At 64.7% G+C, this 18,204-nt stretch carries 14 protein-coding genes; 8 read left to right on the plus strand and 6 right to left on the minus strand.

The genetic code is table 11. The annotated features are described in order from the left end of the window. The first annotated feature begins 79 nt into the window (after positions 1–79). Both FJ946_RS17340 and FJ946_RS17345 read left to right on the plus strand, forming a co-directional pair. Entirely contained in the window at positions 80–895 is an 816-nt protein-coding gene (locus tag FJ946_RS17340) for an oxidoreductase (RefSeq protein WP_140565401.1), read from the plus strand. A 96-nt stretch (positions 896–991) separates the two neighbouring features. Then, the gene (locus FJ946_RS17345) at positions 992–1,993 is read left to right on the plus strand and encodes an NADP-dependent oxidoreductase (RefSeq protein WP_140565744.1); all 1,002 of its coding nucleotides are present in this window, start codon (positions 992–994) and stop codon (positions 1,991–1,993) included. Positions 1,994–2,050: 57 nt separating this feature from the next. Here FJ946_RS17345 and FJ946_RS17350 read toward each other — a convergent pair whose 3' ends face one another. From FJ946_RS17350 to FJ946_RS17360, 3 genes are all read right to left on the minus strand, one after another. Beyond that, positions 2,051–2,707, minus strand: a complete 657-nt coding sequence (locus FJ946_RS17350) for a GntR family transcriptional regulator (protein ID WP_140499090.1) — start codon at positions 2,705–2,707, stop codon at positions 2,051–2,053. Positions 2,708–2,939: 232 nt separating this feature from the next. Then, entirely contained in the window at positions 2,940–3,971 is a 1,032-nt protein-coding gene (locus tag FJ946_RS17355; RefSeq protein ID WP_140565397.1) for a hydroxyacid dehydrogenase, read from the minus strand. A 320-nt stretch (positions 3,972–4,291) separates the two neighbouring features. Further along, positions 4,292–5,797: a formyl transferase gene (locus FJ946_RS17360; protein WP_140565393.1), complete on the minus strand. Its 1,506-nt coding sequence runs from the start codon at positions 5,795–5,797 to the stop codon at positions 4,292–4,294. 265 nt (positions 5,798–6,062) lie between these two features. Between FJ946_RS17360 and FJ946_RS17365 the strand changes: the two genes are divergently transcribed. Both FJ946_RS17365 and FJ946_RS17370 read left to right on the plus strand, forming a co-directional pair. Continuing rightward, complete coding sequence (locus tag FJ946_RS17365) at positions 6,063–8,195, plus strand: exopolysaccharide transport family protein (protein WP_140565390.1); 2,133 nt, start codon at positions 6,063–6,065, stop codon at positions 8,193–8,195. Between the two features lies 1 nt (position 8,196). Continuing rightward, positions 8,197–9,567 (plus strand): VpsF family polysaccharide biosynthesis protein, encoded by a 1,371-nt coding sequence (locus tag FJ946_RS17370; protein ID WP_140565386.1) that lies wholly within the window; start codon positions 8,197–8,199, stop codon positions 9,565–9,567. A 109-nt stretch (positions 9,568–9,676) separates the two neighbouring features. On the opposite strand, the gene FJ946_RS17375 is transcribed toward FJ946_RS17370, so the two are convergent. After that, on the minus strand, positions 9,677–10,567 hold the full coding sequence (locus FJ946_RS17375; protein ID WP_140565381.1) for a LysR family transcriptional regulator: 891 nt from the start codon (positions 10,565–10,567) through the stop codon (positions 9,677–9,679). Positions 10,568–10,670: 103 nt separating this feature from the next. On the opposite strand from FJ946_RS17375, the gene FJ946_RS17380 reads away from it, so the two are divergent. Continuing rightward, positions 10,671–11,540, plus strand: a complete 870-nt coding sequence (locus tag FJ946_RS17380) for an NmrA/HSCARG family protein (protein ID WP_140565377.1) — start codon at positions 10,671–10,673, stop codon at positions 11,538–11,540. Between the two features lie 33 nt (positions 11,541–11,573). Here the strand turns inward: FJ946_RS17380 and FJ946_RS17385 are convergent, their stop codons facing one another. Together FJ946_RS17385 and FJ946_RS17390 are read right to left on the minus strand one after the other, a co-directional pair. After that, positions 11,574–12,833 carry a cellulase family glycosylhydrolase gene (locus FJ946_RS17385; protein ID WP_140565374.1) on the minus strand — a complete coding sequence of 420 codons (1,260 nt, stop codon included), beginning with the start codon at positions 12,831–12,833 and terminating at the stop codon, positions 11,574–11,576. Then, entirely contained in the window at positions 12,830–13,990 is a 1,161-nt protein-coding gene (locus FJ946_RS17390; RefSeq protein WP_140565371.1) for a DUF1972 domain-containing protein, read from the minus strand. The genes FJ946_RS17385 and FJ946_RS17390 overlap by 4 nt, the downstream gene beginning before the upstream one ends. Positions 13,991–14,284: 294 nt before the next feature. On the opposite strand from FJ946_RS17390, the gene FJ946_RS17395 reads away from it, so the two are divergent. The 3 genes from FJ946_RS17395 to FJ946_RS17405 form a co-directional block, all read left to right on the plus strand. Further along, complete coding sequence (locus tag FJ946_RS17395; RefSeq protein WP_140516153.1) at positions 14,285–15,454, plus strand: glycosyltransferase; 1,170 nt, start codon at positions 14,285–14,287, stop codon at positions 15,452–15,454. After that, complete coding sequence (locus tag FJ946_RS17400) at positions 15,451–16,752, plus strand: hypothetical protein (protein WP_181167668.1); 1,302 nt, start codon at positions 15,451–15,453, stop codon at positions 16,750–16,752. The genes FJ946_RS17395 and FJ946_RS17400 overlap by 4 nt, the downstream gene beginning before the upstream one ends. Positions 16,753–17,232: 480 nt before the next feature. Then, a partial coding sequence (locus FJ946_RS17405; protein ID WP_140732250.1) for a GNAT family N-acetyltransferase occupies positions 17,233–18,204 on the plus strand: 972 nt, incomplete at its 3' end.

Consider the following 18,204-nt stretch of genomic DNA (forward strand, 5'->3'; position numbering starts at 1 on the left):
ATTACACTCGTAATGTGATATTACGATCATAATTCAATCATCGCCGAGAGGCAAGACCTCTCGAGTTCGGAGTCACCAGATGAACCGGAATTCAGGAAAGACGGCGATCGTGACCGGCGCCTCCTCGGGCATCGGCCGCGCCAGCGCGGAGGCTTTGGCGCGGGCGGGTTTCACCGTCTTTGGCACCAGCCGCAAAATATCAGGCCAGGGTTCGAGCGAAATATCGATGCTGGTTTGTGACGTGACCGATGACGCATCGGTCGCCTCTGTGGTTTCGGATGTCGTCGCCAAGACCGGCCGGATAGACCTTCTGGTCAACAATGCCGGCATCGGGCTGCTGGGAGGCGCGGAGGAATCCTCGGTTTCCCAGTCCAAGGCCCTGTTCGATGTCAATCTGTTCGGCGTCATGCGGATGATCAACGCGGTGCTGCCGTCGATGCGGCGGCGCGGCGAGGGGCGCATCGTCAATATCGGCTCGATCCTGGGATTGGTCCCCGCGCCGTATTCGGCCCACTATTCCGCCGTCAAGCACGCGCTCGAAGGCTATTCGGAATCGCTCGACCACGAGCTTCGCGCTTTCAACATCCGGGTTTCGGTCATCGAACCTGCCTTCGTGCGCACCGTGTTCGACCAGAACGGGCTCGAGCCCGATTCCGTCATGAAGGAATACGATCAGGCCCGCGCCGGTATCGACGCATTGCTTCGCGACGTGATGCCGAAAGCAGACCCTCCGGAAGCGGTGGCGAATGTGGTACTCAGGGCCGCCACCGAGAAGCGTCAGCGCCGACGCTACACCGCCGGCAAGACAGCCCGGCTGGTCAGCACGCTGCGGCGGTTCGCGCCCGCCGCGACGTTCGACAAGACCTTGCGCAAGCAGTTCCGCCTGCCTGCCTGAACGGAGCGTACCAAGTCGGTGCCCGCACAAGCAGTTTCGCTGCCCCGAAAGCCCAGCCTGTCCGATATCGGGATTCATTTCAAGAAAGCGAATATGATGAAAGCCTTTGTCGTCGACAAATATCAGAAGACGGGCGCCCTGCGGCTTGCAGAGATGCCTGAGCCGGAACCGCGCGACAACGACGTCTTGATCGAGGTCCACGCCGCTGGCGTAAACCTTCTCGATTCCAAACTCCGGGACGGGGAGTTCAAACTCATATTGCCTTACCGCCCGCCATTCATCCTTGGCCATGACGTGGCTGGCATCGTCATTCGCGTCGGGTCGAAAGTACGCAAATTCAAGACCGGCGACGAAGTCTATGCGCGGGCGCGCGACGGACGGATCGGGACATTCGCCGAATTCATCGCCGTCGAAGAAGCCGACGTGGCCTTGAAGCCCGACAGTCTCAGCATGGAGGAGGCGGCCTCCATTCCGCTGGTCGGCCTGACCGCCTGGCAGGTGCTCGTCGACAGGGCAGGGCTGAAGAAAGGGCAGAAGGTGTTCATCCAGGCCGGCTCCGGCGGTGTGGGGACATTCGCCATCCAACTGGCAAAACATCTCGGCGCCACGGTTGCGACGACGGCCAGCGTCGCGAGCGCCGATCTGGTGAGACGTCTCGGAGCCGATGTCGTCATCGACTACAAGAAGGAGGACTTCGAGAAGGTCCTGCATGGCTACGACGTCGTCCTGAACAGCCAGGACGCCAAGACGCTCGAGAAATCCCTGCATGTGCTGAAGCCGGGCGGAAAGCTCATCTCCATCTCCGGTCCACCGGATCCCGAATTTGCCAGGGCCAAAGGCCTCAACATTGTCCTGAAACTGGTCCTGCGCCTGCTGAGCCGCGGCATACGCGGCAGGGCCAGACGCGCCGGGGTCGGATATTCGTTCCTGTTCATGTGGGCGCAGGGCGATCAGCTGAACAGGATCACGTCACTTATCCGATCCGGCGTCATACACCCTGTCATGGATCAGGTATTCCCATTCGAAAAGACCAACGAGGCGCTGGCCTATGTCGAGACGGGGCGCGCCAAGGGCAAGGTGGTCGTGAAGGTGAGATAGAAGGCGCCGGCGCCGCTCGGCCTGTTGTCAGTCTTGCGCCTTTTAGCCAGGGCGGTCTCAGCCGCTCTCGATCTCCTGGAGATAGAACGCCTTGCTGGGCTGCAAATGGTCGACGCAGAGCTGCGCCAGCACCCAATTGTCCCGGCGCTTCAGCGCCTCGATCATCATCGCGTGGTGCTGGCGCGAGATGTCGAGCTTTTCCCTGTCGGCCAGCGAGTTAGCCCGCACCGGCAGGCTGAGGCGCATGTAATGCTCGATCGAGGCCACCAGATAGGCATTGCCGCAGGCCGAGAACATGGTGAGATGGAAACGATCATTGGCCTCGTGGATGCCGCGCAGGTAGCCGCTCTCGACATGGTCGTTATAGATGCGGAGGATCTGCGTCAGCTCTTCGATCAGCGCATCGCTCGCCGGCAGGCGGATCATCAGCGCCGCCTGGCGCTGCAGCATCTCGCGCACCTCGTAGATCTGCCGTACCTCGTCGGGCGACAGCCGCCGCACCATGGCGCCCTTGTTGCGCTCGCGCGTGACGACGCCTAGCCTTTCGAGCTGATAGAGCGCCTGTCGAATGGTATGGCGCGACACCGGGAAGCGGGCGAGCAGCACGTCCTCGACTAGGCGCGCGCCGGGCGCCAGCCTGCCGAAGATGATGTCTTCCTCCAGCGCGTGGACGATATCGGCTTCCTTGCCGCCATAATCGATCGTGTTGAGCATCGCGCTCCGTCGCGTTTTCGACAGCCTCATGGCGAAGGCCGCTCTTGCCGCCTTGCCATGGCGAAAAAAGAGAACCGGACCGCTTGGCCGGCCGGACCGATTGGCCTTGAGCCCGCCAGCTGCGCCATTACCGCCGACGGTCCCTGCCGCTTGCCGAGCCCCCAGATGGGCCGGGCGAGGGTCGTCGCTGGCCATGCTTTTGTCAAGCGACGCGAGGGACGTCGCCGCCCTGTCAGTTCCTGTCCACCGGCTTTGAGCGCATGCGCGAGACCGTTTCGCGCTCGGCGCGCTTGGAGCGCAGCGGCGGCAGGCCGCGGTCGATCAGGTCCATCTCCTCCAGCACCATGTCGCCCATGCGCTTGAAGGCGATGTCGAGCGCCCCGGCGCGGTGGGCCGAGCGCAGGAAGCCGGGCAAGGCGCGCACCGGGTGGTCCCGCGCCAGCGGCTCCTCGGGGAAGACGTCGCTGGCGGCGAGGATGTGGCCGCCCTTCACCGCCGCCATCAAAGCGGGAAAGTCGACCACGCCGGCGCGGCTGAGCAGGATGAAGGCCGCGCCTTTGCGCATCCTGGCAAAGGCGTCGGCGCCGAGGAAGCCCTGGTTCTCGCTGGTCACCGAGGCGACGACGAAGACGAAGTCGCTGACGGATAGCACCTCGTCCATCGAGGCCGGCTCGACGCCATTGTCGATCAGGATCGACGGCGGCAGCCAGGGATCGAAGACTTTTGTCCTGGTGCGGAAACCCGACAGCAGCCGGTTCAGCGCGCGGCCGAGATCGCCGAAGCCGATGATGCCGACATCGGCGCCTGACAACAGCCGCGCCGTCCGGTTGCCGTCGCCGCCCCACAATTCCTCGCCCTTGCGGAAGGCAAGGTCGGCATCGACGATGCCGCGGGCGAGGTTGAGCGCCATGGCAAGGCCGAGCTCGGCCACCGGCTCGGCGAAGACCAGGCCCGTTGTGACGACATGGATGCCGCGCGCGAACAGCGTTTCATAGGGCATGTTGTCGATGAGGTTGCTCTCGACATTGAAGACGCAGCGCAGCGCCTTCATCTTCTCCAGCGTCTCGGCCGCGATCGGCGGCTGGCCGACGATGTAGCGGGCCTCGGCCAGCACATCGGCCGGCAGTTTCGCCACGCCGTCCGGCGTCGTCTCGACGATGCGATATTTCGCCTTGAAGCGCGCCAGCTGCGGCGGCGTGAAGATGAGGTCGAGCGTGCGCGGTTCGGGCGCGCTGATGACCAGCGGCAGGGCGCTGTCGGACATGGCGAATTCCTCCCGGCGCGATCGTTTTGGCGCCCTTCTGGATCCAATCTATCCCGGATTAAACGACTTACAACATGCATACGGAGGAGGAAAATTTCGCGACAAGAAAGGCGGGATTGCGGCTGGGGCGAGGGGCCGTTCTTGCACAAGGGCCCAAAAAAGGGAAAGGGAATGCGCTTCTGGCGCCGCAACCAACCACCGCTCCATACGTTGATCCATGCCGGACCGATTCCGGCTTACTCCAGAGCCTCACCCCGCCGGCCATGACTGGCGGGGGCTTTTTGCCGGAGGGCCGTATCGACCTTATGCGCAGGCCGTCGTCAGCGCCCGCCGCTCGTTTGCTTCCAGCGCGGCGCGATCGCGGAACCGTCGATGAATTCAAGGCCGCCCGCCTCGTTGAGCGTGTGCAGCTTGCGCCCGCTCCATAACGCGCCAGGCGTCAAGATGGTCTCGACAACCTGGCTCATGCCGTCCAAGTCCAGGTGAACAATGCGTGCGATGCCGAGCGCCGCGCCATAGCTCCTGCGGCAGTCCTGCACGGGGCGCAGCAATTGGCCCTCCCGTTCTACCATGCGGCCCGCCGGTCGCGCCGAGGCGATGTCGATCAGGACGGGGTTTTTGGGGTGCGGCGTCCACGGTCCGCGAAAGTCCGGCGCCGACCACAGATGCAGCGCGTCGGAAAAGGCGCCGCCGCCGTCCCTGACGGTGGCGAACAGCCACCATCGTCCGCCATGCTCGACCAAGGTGGCATCGCTGGCGACCATGTCTGACAGCAGCGTCGCTTCCTTGACCCAGCCGCCAGGGAAGGCGGTGGCGCGGTAGAGGTCGACCGTGCGGTTGGCGCAGCTCTCCGGCACCATCCAGACTTCGCCGTCGCGCTCGAAGACGAACGGATAGGACAGGTGATAGGGCAGGTCGAGCACCGGTTCCGGGCGGCCGATCGGCCCCGACGGGCCGAACGGCACGGCGGAGATGATGGCCCGGCCCAAACAGTGGATATAGTCCTCGACGAACAGGGTCACCTTGCCCTGATACAGGATCGGGAATGGGTCGGCGTAGAAGCGGCTGCCGTCGTCGGGAAGCACCTGCCAGCCCGTTGCCGGATGCGCCCGCAGGTCGAGCAGGTCCTGCCCCTGCGTTTGCCGCCAGCCGACCTTCCAGTGCGGGGCGTTGTAGCAGAGATGGTAGATCTTCTGGACGACGCGCCGCGCCAGCGCCTTGCCGGCCCTGACGCCAAGCGTGGCGGCGGACGGCATGGCGGGCGCGGCATTGCCGTGCGCCGGCTCCGGCAGGACGGGGAGAGCGTGCCGCGCGGCGCCGGTCATCGCCGCCAGGATCAGGCTCGCGGTGCGCGCCAGCATATCCTGGAACGAGGCAAGCGCGATGCCGCCATATTCGGTGCCCAAGCGGCCTTCGGCGAGGTACGTACCGTTTTCCTCTATACGGCCAATCGGCGTTCGCCCATCGAGGATCAGCGCCAGCAGGGCTGCTTCGCCCGCGGCGCCATCATAGGTCACGCGCCAGACGCGGGTTCCTTCGCGCTGCACGTCGCCGCAGAGGTCGATCACCAGATCGGGCGCTGCCGGCGGCCGCGCTTGATAGGGCGCCAGCGCCGAAAGCGGCAGGCGTTTCGCCAGTCCGTTCGCGGACAGGCCATGGATGGCCGTTTCCAGCTGAAACAGCGCCGCGGCGCTGGGTGGTATGCCGCCCTCGGCCGGCCTGAGATCGACGGAGACCTCGACATGCGCCAGCGCCGCCAGGCGCTCCAGCAGCGTCAGGTGAAAGGCACGCGGGCATTCGCTGTCCAGGCGCAGGCTCACCTGCATGTCGCATCCTCATCGTTGTGATGTTCGGTATTGGGCTGGTGTTTGGACGCGGGAAACGGCCGGACGGATGAAGTGTTGCCCCATTCCATGTCATTCCCCCGTTGCCCGCGCCGTATCAACACTCGCGCCTCTTCTAGGCAAACTCCGTGCCAAAATTCACAAGAGCTCTCAATATAATTAACAGTGTTTTAACAGTTGGAAGCATAGCTAAGACAAAGCCGCAATTTGATCTTTGCAGGCGCATGGAGTGTTGTCGGAGCGACCCTTGCAATCATCCCTGCTCTCGTTGCCGCAACAATACGCTCCGGAGGCGATGCAATACGCGCCCGAAGCGGTGCCGTTGGCGCCATCCTACCCGGCCTCGACCGTCGAGCTGGGCGACGTGAAGCGCATATTGGTGCGCCGCCGTTCCCTCATCTTTGCCATCACCGCGCTGCTGACCCTCGGCGCCCTGCTCTATGGGCTTTTGACGCCGGCGCTCTACAGCTCGGCGGCGGAAATCATCATCGATCCGCAAGACCTGCAGGTGGTCAGCAACGACGTCAATCCGAGCCAGGTGCCGCCCGACGGCGGCATAACCCGTGTGGAAAGCCAGGTCAGCGTCGTCCAGTCGACGGGGGTGCTGCTCAGGGCCATCAAGGCGACCAACCTGACTGAGGATCCTGAATTCAACGGGCAGGGCATGCTGGGACGCTTACTCGGCGGATTGCTGGGTTCGGGGTCGGGCGAAGCCGACAAGACGGCCAAGACACTCGATGCGTTGCGCGCACGCCTGGCGGTGCGGCGAGCGGACAAAGTGCTGGTCATCGAGGTGATCATCACCACCAGGAACGCCGAGAAGTCGGCGATGCTGGCCAATGCGATCGCGCAGGCCTATCTGGCGGATCAGGCGAGCTCACGCGCGCGGATGGCCAAGGACGCTTCGGACGCCATCGCCGCGCGACTGGATGAGCAGCGCAAGCGCGTCCAGCAGGCCGAGAATGCCGTCGAGGCCTACAGGTCCGCCAACAACATGGTGATGGCGGCAGGCAATCTGGTCAGCGACCAGGAACTGACCGAGCTGAATACGCAGCTTTCGGCAGCGCAAAGCCGCACCGCGGCGCTGAAGGCGCAGGTCGACCAGTTGCGCAGGTCGGGCGGGGCGCCGGACGCGACCTCGGAAGCGATGCGCTCCTCGGTGATTTCGAGCCTCAGGGCGCAGGAGGCGACGCTTGTCGACAAGGTATCGCAGTTCGGCACGGAACTTGGGCCACGCCATCCCTCGATGATCGCGGCGCAGCAGCAACTGCGCGATACGCGTGCACTGATCGGGCGAGAGCTCGGCCGCATCGGGGCGGCTGCCGAGACCGACTACGAGCGGGCGCTGGCCAACCAGCAGGCGCTGGAGGCCAAGGTCGCCGGCATGAAGACCAAGTCGCTCGATACGGACCAGGCTTCGGTCAAGCTGCGGGAGTTGCAGCGCGATCTCGAGGCCGTTCGCTCCGTCTACGCCAACTATCTGCAGCGTGTGCAGGAGACGCGCGAGCAGATCAACGTCGACAGCACCAATGCGCGGATCATCTCCAGCGCCATGCCGGCCCTGAAGAAGAGCTGGCCGCCGCTGTCGCTGCTTGTCCTGGGCGCGCTCTTCGGCGGCCTGGGGCTCGGCACCGGCCTGGCGCTGATCGCGGAATATTCCTCGCCGACAGTGCTTTCCAGCGCGCAGATGCAATCGGCCATCGACGCGCCGGTGCTTGGCGTGGTGCCGGCAAAATCGGGCAACACCCGCCGCTGGTGGCCTTTCGGCGGCACCGCCGCCGCGGCCAGCCAGAAGACGGACGCGGTTGTGGGGCTGGCGCTGAGGCGCATGTTCTCGTCGGGCCGGCGTCCGCCGGACTGGCCGCTGGTGCCGTCCATACTGGTGACGTCGCCGCCCGAGGACGCCGCGCATCGCGGCAGGGTGGCGCGCTTGCTGGCCAATGCCGCGGCCGCCCGGGGCGGCCGTATCCTGTTCATCGATACCAATGCCGGCGGCGGCCAGAAAGATCAGCAGCCGGGCGTACTCGACGTGCTGCGCGGCGAATACGGCATCGAGGCGTTGAGCCAGTATACGCCCGGCAGCAATGTCGCGCTTTTGGGGAGGGGCCGGTCAAAGGCCGTCTTCCAGGAAGCGCAGGGCGTCTATTTTGCCCAGCAGATGTTGGTCCAGGCGGGCCGCCACTTCGAACTCGTCGTCATCGATGGCGGTGCGCTGGCCGACAATCTCAATGCCTCGCCGCTGGTAGCGATGGCCGACGAAATCCTGCTCGTCGCCACGCTGAACTCGACGCCGATGCGCGATGTCACGGCGGCCTCGCAGGCCATTTCCGTCATGGGGCGGTTGCCGACCGGCGCGTTGCTGGTCGACGAGGCGGCCTGACATGGCCGCCGTCCGGCCCGCCAGCCCGGCAGCCGGCCGGGCCGCGCCGGGTCAAGCCGCCGCCGCATCCCGCGCCGGCAATTCCATCGACTGGGTGACCCGCTTCGGCCTGGTCGTCACGGTGGCGGTGCTGTTCGCCGTTTCCGGCGGCATGCTATGGCTGGTGGGCTACAATTACGACGGCCTGCTCGGCAGTCCGGCCACCAAGATCCATCCGTCGACCTATCTCCTGGTGCTGGTGTTTGCCTGGCGTTCATGCACGTTCGGCAATCCGGTCGGCTATATGGCTGCCGTTGCCGACCGGCGGCCGGCCAGCGCGCTGATGGCGGTCATCTCGGTCGTGCTCCTGGTGGTGGTCGTCGTCAGGCATCGCCCGGGCATGGCGGGCATGGTCGATACGTTCGTGACGGCGGCGCTGCTGGTGCTGATGCTGGCCGAGGACGACGACCGGACCTTCGCGCGGCTGCAGACGGTCGTTCACGCGGTGATGTCGGCGAATGCGGTGCTGGCGCTGTTCGAGTTCGCGACCAAGACGCTGGTGTTTCCCTACCGGCTCGACGGCGAGGTGTTCACGGACCTGCGCTCGACCGCGCTTCAGGGCCATCCGCTGGCCAATGCCACGATCACCGCGGTCTATGTGCTGGCGCTGCTCTCCGGCTCACGGTCGCTGTCGATGCCGCTGCGGCTTTCGCTGATCGGCCTGCAAACCGCGGCGCTGGTCGCGTTCGGCGGACGTTCGGCGATGGTGATCACGCTCGCGCTCGGCGGCATCTATCTGCTTTTCAGGGGCGTGGCCTATCTGCGGCATGGACGCGTCAGCCTGCTGGGCGCGGCCCTTGCGGTCCTGCTCGCCACGCTGCTGCCGGTGGCGGTCGCCCTTCTCTTTTCCTACGGCTTCTTCGACGCGCTGCTGGAACGCTTCGTGTCCGACAGCGGCAGCGCCAATGCCCGCGTCGAAATGTTCGACCTCTTCAAGAATCTGGGGCTGGGCGACCTGATCGTGGGGCCTGATATCGATCTGATCGAAAGCATGCGCCGCATCAACGGCCTGGAACAAGGCATCGAGAACCCGATCATACGCATGGTGCTCTATCAGGGCGCTTTCTTTACCCTGCTGATGCTGTTCGGCTTCGTGCTGTTCATGCATGAGGTGGCACGCCGCTGCCATCCCGGCATCTGGCTGCCCATGCTGGGTTGGCTGATCCTGCTCAACACCTCCGAGACCCTCGCCTCCAAGACGACGCTGTTGACCAAATTCGTGGTGCTGGCGCTGGTGCTGTACCGGCCGGCGCGGGCGGTGGCGCGGCAAAAGACGCAAGCAGCGCGCGTAACTGGAGACGACCCCCGAAGAGGGCTGCCTCTCCACCGCTAGCGGCAGGTTCCCCCGCGTTTCGCCAAGACGTCGGCATGTGACATGGGGCTCAGCCAGGACGCCGGGAAAGTGCTTCAAGGCTTTCCACGCCCGAAAGCGGGTGCGGTCGTCACCTGCCAATATAGGCGGCCAGTTCGTCGGGCGTCCCGTTCGGGAAGGCCTGTTTTAGAAAGTCCATGAACGCCGACACTCGCGCGCTGAGTAGCCGTCGAGAGGGGTAGAGCGTCCATAGAGCGATCTCGGGGCCGTCGATCTCCCCCCAACTTACCAGTGTCCCGTCAGCCAGGTCGTGGCTGACCAACGAAATGGGAAGATGTGCCGCACCGACGCCGGCCCGCACCGCGTCCCGGACCATGATGAGCGTCGACAAGGCGACGACCGGCTCGATCCTGATCGTTGACCGGCCGCCTTGTGTCTTCACGTGCAATGTCTGCAGATCGCCTGCCCCGCGCGCAACGCCAGGAGCGGCGAGTCCACCGGTCGGGCGAGGAAGGTCGGGGCGAGCCACCACGACCAGGCGATCGCGCAGAAACGCCCGTCCGACCAGGCTTTCGTCGGGATCCGGATTGACCCGGATCACAAGGTCATAGCCTTCCTCGATCATGTCCACGGCCCGGTCCTCGGTCGTGACCTCCAGCCTCACCTCCGGATATTTGAGGGCGAAACCCGCAGCGATCCTTCCCATCGCGGTCTGAGAAAAATGCAAAGGCGCGCTGATCCGCAGCTTCCCCTTCGGTCTCTGACCGCCCGAGGCAATCGCCGAAGCGGTCTCGTCGAGTTCGGCGAGCAACGCTCCCGTCCGCTCGAAGAGCGCCCGTCCTTCTTCGGTGAGCTTGAGGTTACGCGCGCCCCGTTCAAACAGGCGCAGATCAAGACTGCTTTCCAGTTCGCCAACGCGCCGGGACAGGGTTGCCTTGGGCCGGCCGGTGGCCCTTGCCGCTTTGCCGAAGCCGCCATGACGGGCAACGAGATTGAAATCGGCGAGGGCAAGGAGGTCCATGTGTGTTCCACCAGCGAGACGACGTGTCTAAAATTTCCGCCTGTTGGGCTATTAGTGAGCCACACATATTGGAGCTGTCAAGCAATCCAACAGGAGAAATTTCATGACCATTCTCGTTACCGGCGCCACGGGCAATATTGGGCGCCAAGTCGTCGAACATCTCGTCAAGCGCGACGCCGATGTGCGTGCTCTCGTCCGCGATCCGTCGAAAGCCAACTTCCCGGCAGGTGTCTCCGTCGTGCAAGGCGATTTTCTCGATGTCGATTCGCTGCGGAAAGCCATGTCCGGAATCTCCACTCTGTTCCTCTTGAACGCCGTGGTACCGGACGAATTCACCCAAGCTTTGGTCGCGCTCAACGTCGCCCGATCTGCCGGCATCGAGCGGATCGTCTATCTGTCTGTGGTCCACGCTGACGTCTATGTGAACGTACCCCATTTCGCGGGCAAGTTCGGCGTCGAGCGGATGATCGAGGAGATGGACTTCAAGGCTACGATCTTGCGCCCGGCCTACTTCATCCAGAACGATCTGATGATCGAAGACGTCATCACCGGCTACGGCACCTACCCAATGCCGATCGGCGCCAAAGGGCTCGCCATGATCGACGTGCGTGATATCGCCGAGATCGCCGCCCTCGAGCTGCTGCGCCGCGAACAGTCTGCGGAGCCGCTTGTGCTCGACCGGATCAACCTCGTCGGCCCGGAGACACTGACCGGGACGGATATCGCCGCAATCTGGTCAGAGGTGCTTGGCCGCCCGATCAACTACGGCGGCGACAATACCGAAGGCTTCGAGCAAAATCTCAAGCAACTCTTGCCCGCCTGGATGGCCTACGACATGCGCCTGATGGGCGAGCGGTTCTTGACCAACGGGATGCTGCCTGAGGCCGGCGACGTCGAGCGCCTGACTGCCTTGCTCGGACGCCCACTGCGCCCATATCGCGACTTCGCCTCGGCGATCGCTGCCTCCGCTTGACGGAAGCAAGGACAAGCAACGGGGATAGGCCGTCTAGCCCGGCATCTCCAGCCCAAGCGCCTCGATCATCGCCGGGTCCAGGGCGCGCGTGGTGTCGTCCATCATGCCCATGCCGTCGAAGAGGGCCCAGAAGGCCCAGGCAAAGCCGAACGACTCTGCGCTTTGCCTGACGTCGGCGATGTAGCGGGCGCGGTCGGGATCGGGCGCGGCGACATAGCGGGCGTCGGTGCGCAGCGCGCCGAACTCGCCCATGATGATGCGTTCGGGCGCGATGTCATGGCTATCCGCCCAATCGCGCGCCTGGCTAAGGTATTTGTCGATGAACCAGCGGCCGGGCTGGGCGTCAAAATAGACCTTCAGCACGCGCTCGGTTTCCGCGTAGGCGGCTTTCTTGTCCGCTTCGGAGATTTCGGCGCCCTCGGCCATGCGCGCCCGCACCGAAGCCAGCGTCGCCTCGAGCGAACCGGCCGAGGCGGGCCACGGCACGTTGTTGAGCGAACGGTAGACGGGTTCGCTCATCCACGGCGCGCCCTGGTGGCTGAACAGGTAGGGCTCGTAGAAGTGGAAGGTGAACAGGATCGGTTCGAAGGGCGAGAGCGGCGCCGGATCGAGCGCGGTCAGCCCGCTCACCATGGAGCCGCAGCCACCGGTCACGACCAGCGGCAGGGTAACGGACGATGCCCTGGCTTCGGTCAGGAGCGCGAACTGGACCTGCGACCAGACGTTGGACTCGCAGGATTGCTGCGGCTCGTTGACCGGCTCCAGCGCGACCTTGCCCGATGGAAACCGCGCCAGCCGGCCGGCAAGCTCGCCGATCAGCGTCCGATAGAGATCGAAGGCGGGCGCGGCAGTGCTGGAGACCATGCGGTCCGGATTCCAATAGTGGGTCGCGCTATTGGCCTGCACGTTGACGATGATGCCGAGGTCGGCGTCGAGGGCGGCGGTGACGGCCCGATCGAGCATCGCCAGCAAACGGCCGCGCGTGCCGGCATCGCCGGCCAGGAACGGGCCGGGATCGACCGGCAGGCGGATGAAATCGAGACCCGTCGCGCGCAGCCTGCGCAGATCGGCCGCCGTCGGGACCGGCCGCTGCTGGAATGGAGGCCAGTCGTAGTCGGTACGGGGTGCGGGGAATTCGCGCGTCAGCGAAAACCAGGGGAAGGCGTTGACGCCGCGCCGGAAGCGCCATTCGCCGGTGGCGGCCAGGCTGGACGACACGGGAGAAAGCGGCGCGAACAACGCCGCCGTGGACAGCGCCGCTCCGAGAACCCGCCGGCGCGACCACGTCGTCATGCGTGCGAGGGATGGTCGACCGGAACGGCCTCGCCGGCGACGACGCCGAGCAGCCGGAAGGCTTCATTCTCATAGGCCAGCAGCACGTCTTCCCAGCGGAAGGCTTCGCGGGCGCGCGCCCTGGCGGCCTCACCGCAACTCTCGACCAGGGCGTCGTCTTCGATGGCCCGATCGATCCGGCCGGCGCAAGTGCCGGTATCGGTGAAATAGAGGGCGGCGGCGCCCGCGGTCCACCTGTTGTAGGGATTGTCGTGGGCGATCACCATGTTGCCGGCCGCCAGCGCCTCGACCAATGACGGGTTAGTGCCGCCGACCGTGTGGCCATGCATATAGGCGCGCGCGTGGTACCGCAGCGCCTTCACGGTCGCCTGGTCATAGATGGCCCCGGGCAGGACCACCGAGCCGTTCGCGGCCTTGCGGATGGCGGCGTGATAGGGGATTTCATCCGAGAGCGTTCCAAGCACCACCAGCTTCATGTCGCGCTTTTTGCTGCAAAAGGCTTCGACGATCGGCAGGATGTTGTTGTCGGGCTCGATGCGTGCGATCGAGATCAGGTACTTTCCAGGTTCGAGCCCGAGCGCCCTGACCGGTGCCTCCGGCGCCGTCGTCACCGGATCGCCGCCATAGGGGATGGTGACGATCGCGCTGCGCGGCCGGCGTGTCGCCAAATGATCGGCGATGACAGGATGATCGGCGACGAGGCGATGCGAGGTCCAGGCGCCGATCCATTCGTTGAGCCAGAACCAGCTTCGCGCCGCCAGGCCCCATTTGGGGCGGCGCCATTCGATGCCGTCCATGTTGGTCATGATCTTGCGCCGCATCAGCCTGAGCCAGGTCAGGAAAAGCGCGCCATTGTAACCCAGCACGAGGCACACGCCGGGCCGCCGCACGGCATCGCGCACGCATTGCCAGTCGAATTCCAGCGTCGCGCGCGGACCTTTCGAGGCGACCTGGATGTGGATGAGTTCGATGCCGCGCCAGGTTTCGCTGCGCGCCCTGTGCTCGACACGCTCGACTTCGTCCTGGCAGTAAACGCCGACCCTCCAGCCGCGTCCGGCGAGGAAAAGCGCCAGCTTCTCGGCGAAGGTTTCAAAACCGCCATGGGCCGCGGGTATGCCGCGCGTTCCCAGGATCAGGATGGAGGGCTTTGATGTCATGGCCGACGGGACTTTCCGGAATGTTCATTGCACCAGAACCCACCCTGCGACTTCCAGCCGGGCAAGAGTGGGAGCAACTGTCGCAGAACGTCGTAAAAAATTCTTACCAAACGCCGGAGTTGTTTCATTATCGGTCAACTTTCCGGGCGTATCTGTATCGAAACGAGGCGTTGCCGGGGTTCCTCGGCCTAACCGTCTGGGAAAGCGGACCGGGCATGATCCTTGCTCCTGGACTTCGGCAGCCATCCGCCTCGCGCGATGCTGGATGGGGTATGAACCTGGCGGGATATTAAGATGCGGATTGCCTGCGTTCATCAGGGCTACGAACTCTATGGCTCCGACCGAAGCTTCGCGGAAAGCGTCGCAGCCCTGCGCGCCGCGTTTCCGTCCGCCGACATCGAAGTCGTGCTGCCGCGCAGCGGGCCGATCGTGCAGATCCTCGAACCGCATGCCAGCCGGATCGTCTTCGAGCCGCTCTGGGTGTTGCGGCGCCAAGCCATCCTGCGCCTCGCGACCGTCGAGATGGCGCGCCTGCCGCTGGCCTTATGGCGGGCATGGCGACGTTTGAGGCAATGCGATCTGGTCTATGTCAACACCTCGATCGTGGCCGACTATGCGCTGGCCGCCCGCCTGCTGCCTCACAAGGCTGTCCTGCATATCCACGAGATCCCCGAAGGTTTCATGCGCACGATCCTGGTCGCCTTGATGCGCTGGAGCCATGCCGACCTGATCTTCAATTCACGCGCCACGCGCGCCGCTTTCGGCATTGCCGGACGTTCACGCACGCATGTGGTCTATAATGGCGTTGCCGGCCCGCCTGCGGTCGAGCCGATGCACTATGACGGCAGCCGGCCGTTGCGGGTGCTGCTGCTCGGCCGCATCAACAGGATCAAGGGCCAGGAGGTGCTGCTCGAGGCGGTCGCCTCGATGCCGCCGGAATTGCGCTCGCGCATAGAAGTGCGGCTGGTGGGCGGCGCTTTCGAAAGCACCGAGCGCGAACTGGCCTTGGCCGAGCTGGTGAACACCATGGGATTGGCCGATCGCGTCAGCGTGCTGCCGTTCATATCGGACCCCTCGCAACACTACCGCTGGGCCGACATCGTCACCGTTCCGTCGCGGCGCCCGGAATCGCTGGGCCGCGTCGCCATCGAGGCGATGGCCTATGGTCGGCCGCCACTGGTATCGGCGATCGGCGGGCTGGTCGAGGTGGTCAGCGACGGGGAGACCGGCTGGCATGTTCCGCCGAACAACGCCGCCGCCCTTGCCGCGAAATTGCAGGCGATCATCCTGCGGCCCGAGGCCTGGCGCGGTTTTATTGCCGCCGGCCGTGCGCGCTACGAGACAGTCTTCAGCGAACCGGTCGCAGCGGCCGCGATCGCGGCGATCGCCGCCGACAAGCTGAAAGTGACGATGGCGAGGCCGGGCAGGCCGGCAACCGCCCGCCAGGCGGAGACCCGGCCGTGAAATTCCCGGTCCATCTGCTGCGACGCCTCGTGCTGATGGTCGGCGGCGAGGCGATGCAGAGCGGCTTTCACTTTGCCCTCAACATCGCGCTGCTGCACATACTGTCGGCGCAAGGTTACGGTCTCTTCGCCATCGGCATGGTGATGGGCGGCGTCGGCCTGTCGTACATCCGCTCGCTCACTGCCGTCCCCGCCTCGATATGGATGGGCAAGAGCACCAACAGTGCCGGCGTCGATGCCCATGACGTGGCCTTCGGAACAGCGGCTTTGGTAGTGTCGCTGCTGATGGCGGTCGGCACGGCGATCCTGATGCATCTGCTGGGCGATCCGAGCGGCATCGCCGCGGGCTGCTTCGTCGGCGCATGGTCGCTGCGCAGCCACATGCGCACGGCATTGTTCGCTCGGCGCCAGCAGGTGATCGTCTCCATCAGCGACGCCGCTTTCACGATCACCGGCATCATCCTGACCGGACTGACCATGTGGTTGGCGAAGGACGCGCTGCAAACCGTGTTCTATGCGCTTGCGGCCGCAAATCTACTCGGTATCGTCGTCCTGGTTCGGCTGGCGCGCCGCACACCTCGCATCAGCTTCCGCATGCCGACGCGCCGCCGCTATACAAGGCTCTGGCCGCAGCTGCGCTGGTCGGCGTTCAGCGCGACCACCACGAACATCCAGGGTCAATGCCTGGCCCTGCTGGTCGCGGGCATTGCCGGACCCGCCGCTTACGCGCCGCTGGCGGCGGTCCTCGTGCTGTTTGCCCCACTGCGCATCATCAGCCTTGCTCTCTTCAACATGACGCAGCCGGAGCTGGCGAAGCTGATGCGCAATAACGAAACAAGCCGTGTCTGGGCGCAAGCGAAGATCTGGTCGCTGGTCATGGGGATCGGTGGCCTCGTCTATGGATGTGCCATCCTATTCGTCCTGCCGATGATAAAATCCCAGGCCCTCCAGGATGCCTCGGTCGGATTCATCGGACTTTTCGTGATCGCGAATTTCATCCCGGTCATGCTTTATGTCATGCCTCGCATCATCCTTGAGATCCTCGGCGATTTCCGGACCGTCGCCTTCATCACGACCGGTGGCGCAGTCGTCGGGCTGGCGCTGATCGCAATCCTGCTGGCAATCGCGCCTCCGCCGTGGTCGCTGTTGGGTTCCGCGGTCTCCGAAATCTTCGTCCTTGCGGCATCATGGTATTTCGCGCGTCACCGCATATGGAACATCGAGCACCCGGACCAACAGCGCGACAGATGGTTGGGCGGGTGGCGGCGGTCGGTCCCGTTCGCCCCGGTAAAACGGTAGCAGAGACCGGTGGCAGGCGAGGCAGTGAGGATGTAACGGACGCACGGCGGGAAGGCCCCTGTTTGTCGTCGGCGTGGTCTCACGAATGGCCCCGACGTGGCACGACCGATCGGTGCAATTTCTGAGTGTCCATCAACGCACCGTTCATGCTTTGATGCTAGCGATCGACCTGAGCGCAAGTGCCCAACGTCTCACCGGGCCTCATGGCAGGTCGACGAGCTGGGCACGCGGGCAAAGGTTCGACTAGTTCGGCCATCGGCCGGTAGGCGAAAGCAACGAACATAATGGGCGCCAAAGGTCTGGTCCTGACCGAACTTTGCCGTGGTTTACGATGCGGGGGTATCGCAAGCGCTGCCATTGGTCCGCAACCATGGCTTTCGTGCGCTCCAACACACGGCTGCCCGAGGCGGTCCTGAGTTGGCGGGATTTACACTGCTTGCGTGGACGATGTTTATGGCCGGCCGGGAGGACAGGAGAAGCATGTGGCAAGCCACGGGAACGGCTCCCAACACGGATCTATCCGACGGGCTATTGTCCCCGACTGCCGCCAGCGCCGGTACAGCCGCGCGCTTCAAAGCCCGGCTGCACACCAGCCTCGACACTGTAAAGCCGCTCTGGCTGCGATTTCAGGCCGATGGCGTGTGCACCGCGCATCAGCATTATGCGTGGGTCGAGGGGATCGCCAAACGGCTGATGCCCAAAGGCGCGGAACTGCTTGTCGTCGAGGTCAACGACGCCGCCACGGGCGCGCCGGTCATGCTTTTGCCGCTGATGCGGCGCCGGGCGCTGGGCCACTCCGTGATCGAATGGCTGAGCTGCGGCGTCTGCGATTATTCGGCACCGCTGCTGGCGGATGACAGGGCATGGACCAGGCAAGGCGCCGACGCCGCATGGGCGGCAGTCCGCGCCGTGCTGCCACCGGCGGATCGCATCCATATCTTGGGAATCCCGCAACAGATCCAACGAGTCGCCAATCCTCTGGCGCTGCTTTCGGCGGCGCACGATTCCCTCCAGATCACCTCCGGCCTTGTCCTGCACGGCGAACCGGAAACGCTTATCAAGCGCATCTGCAGGCCCTCCTTCGCCAAGAGCTTTCACAAGCATTGCCGCCGCCTCGAAAAGCTCGGCGGCCTGAGCCTGGTCGAGGCCGACACGCCGGCGCTTACGGAAACGCTCTTTGACACGCTCCTTGAACTGCGACTGAAGCGGTTTCGCGAGCTCGGCCGTTTCGACCTTTTGACGCAGGAACCCGTCGTCGACTTCTACCGAGATGCCGCGCTGCATGGCCTGGCCGACGGCTCGGTGCGCATCTTCGGATTGCGCGGAGGGGAAGCCTGGCTCGCCGTCATCTATGTGCTGGTCAGGAAAGGCACGCTGCATACCCTGTTGCTCGGGATCGACCAGAATGCCGTTGCCCCGCCGGGACTGACGACATTTGGCAAGCTAATGATG

The organism is Mesorhizobium sp. B2-4-7 (genome assembly GCF_006442685.1).
In the GTDB taxonomy this organism is placed as follows: domain Bacteria; phylum Pseudomonadota; class Alphaproteobacteria; order Rhizobiales; family Rhizobiaceae; genus Mesorhizobium.

Coding starts and splice junctions, on each gene's coding strand:
- FJ946_RS17340 (WP_140565401.1), top strand. CDS start 80: ATGAACCGGAATTCAGGAAAGACGGCGATCGTGACCGGCGCCTCCTCG.
- FJ946_RS17345 (WP_140565744.1), top strand. CDS start 992: ATGAAAGCCTTTGTCGTCGACAAATATCAGAAGACGGGCGCCCTGCGG.
- FJ946_RS17350 (WP_140499090.1), bottom strand. CDS start 2,707: ATGCTCAACACGATCGATTATGGCGGCAAGGAAGCCGATATCGTCCAC.
- FJ946_RS17355 (WP_140565397.1), bottom strand. CDS start 3,971: ATGTCCGACAGCGCCCTGCCGCTGGTCATCAGCGCGCCCGAACCGCGC.
- FJ946_RS17360 (WP_140565393.1), bottom strand. CDS start 5,797: ATGCAGGTGAGCCTGCGCCTGGACAGCGAATGCCCGCGTGCCTTTCAC.
- FJ946_RS17370 (WP_140565386.1), top strand. CDS start 8,197: ATGGCCGCCGTCCGGCCCGCCAGCCCGGCAGCCGGCCGGGCCGCGCCG.
- FJ946_RS17375 (WP_140565381.1), bottom strand. CDS start 10,567: ATGGACCTCCTTGCCCTCGCCGATTTCAATCTCGTTGCCCGTCATGGC.
- FJ946_RS17380 (WP_140565377.1), top strand. CDS start 10,671: ATGACCATTCTCGTTACCGGCGCCACGGGCAATATTGGGCGCCAAGTC.
- FJ946_RS17385 (WP_140565374.1), bottom strand. CDS start 12,833: ATGACGACGTGGTCGCGCCGGCGGGTTCTCGGAGCGGCGCTGTCCACG.
- FJ946_RS17390 (WP_140565371.1), bottom strand. CDS start 13,990: ATGACATCAAAGCCCTCCATCCTGATCCTGGGAACGCGCGGCATACCC.
- FJ946_RS17395 (WP_140516153.1), top strand. CDS start 14,285: ATGCGGATTGCCTGCGTTCATCAGGGCTACGAACTCTATGGCTCCGAC.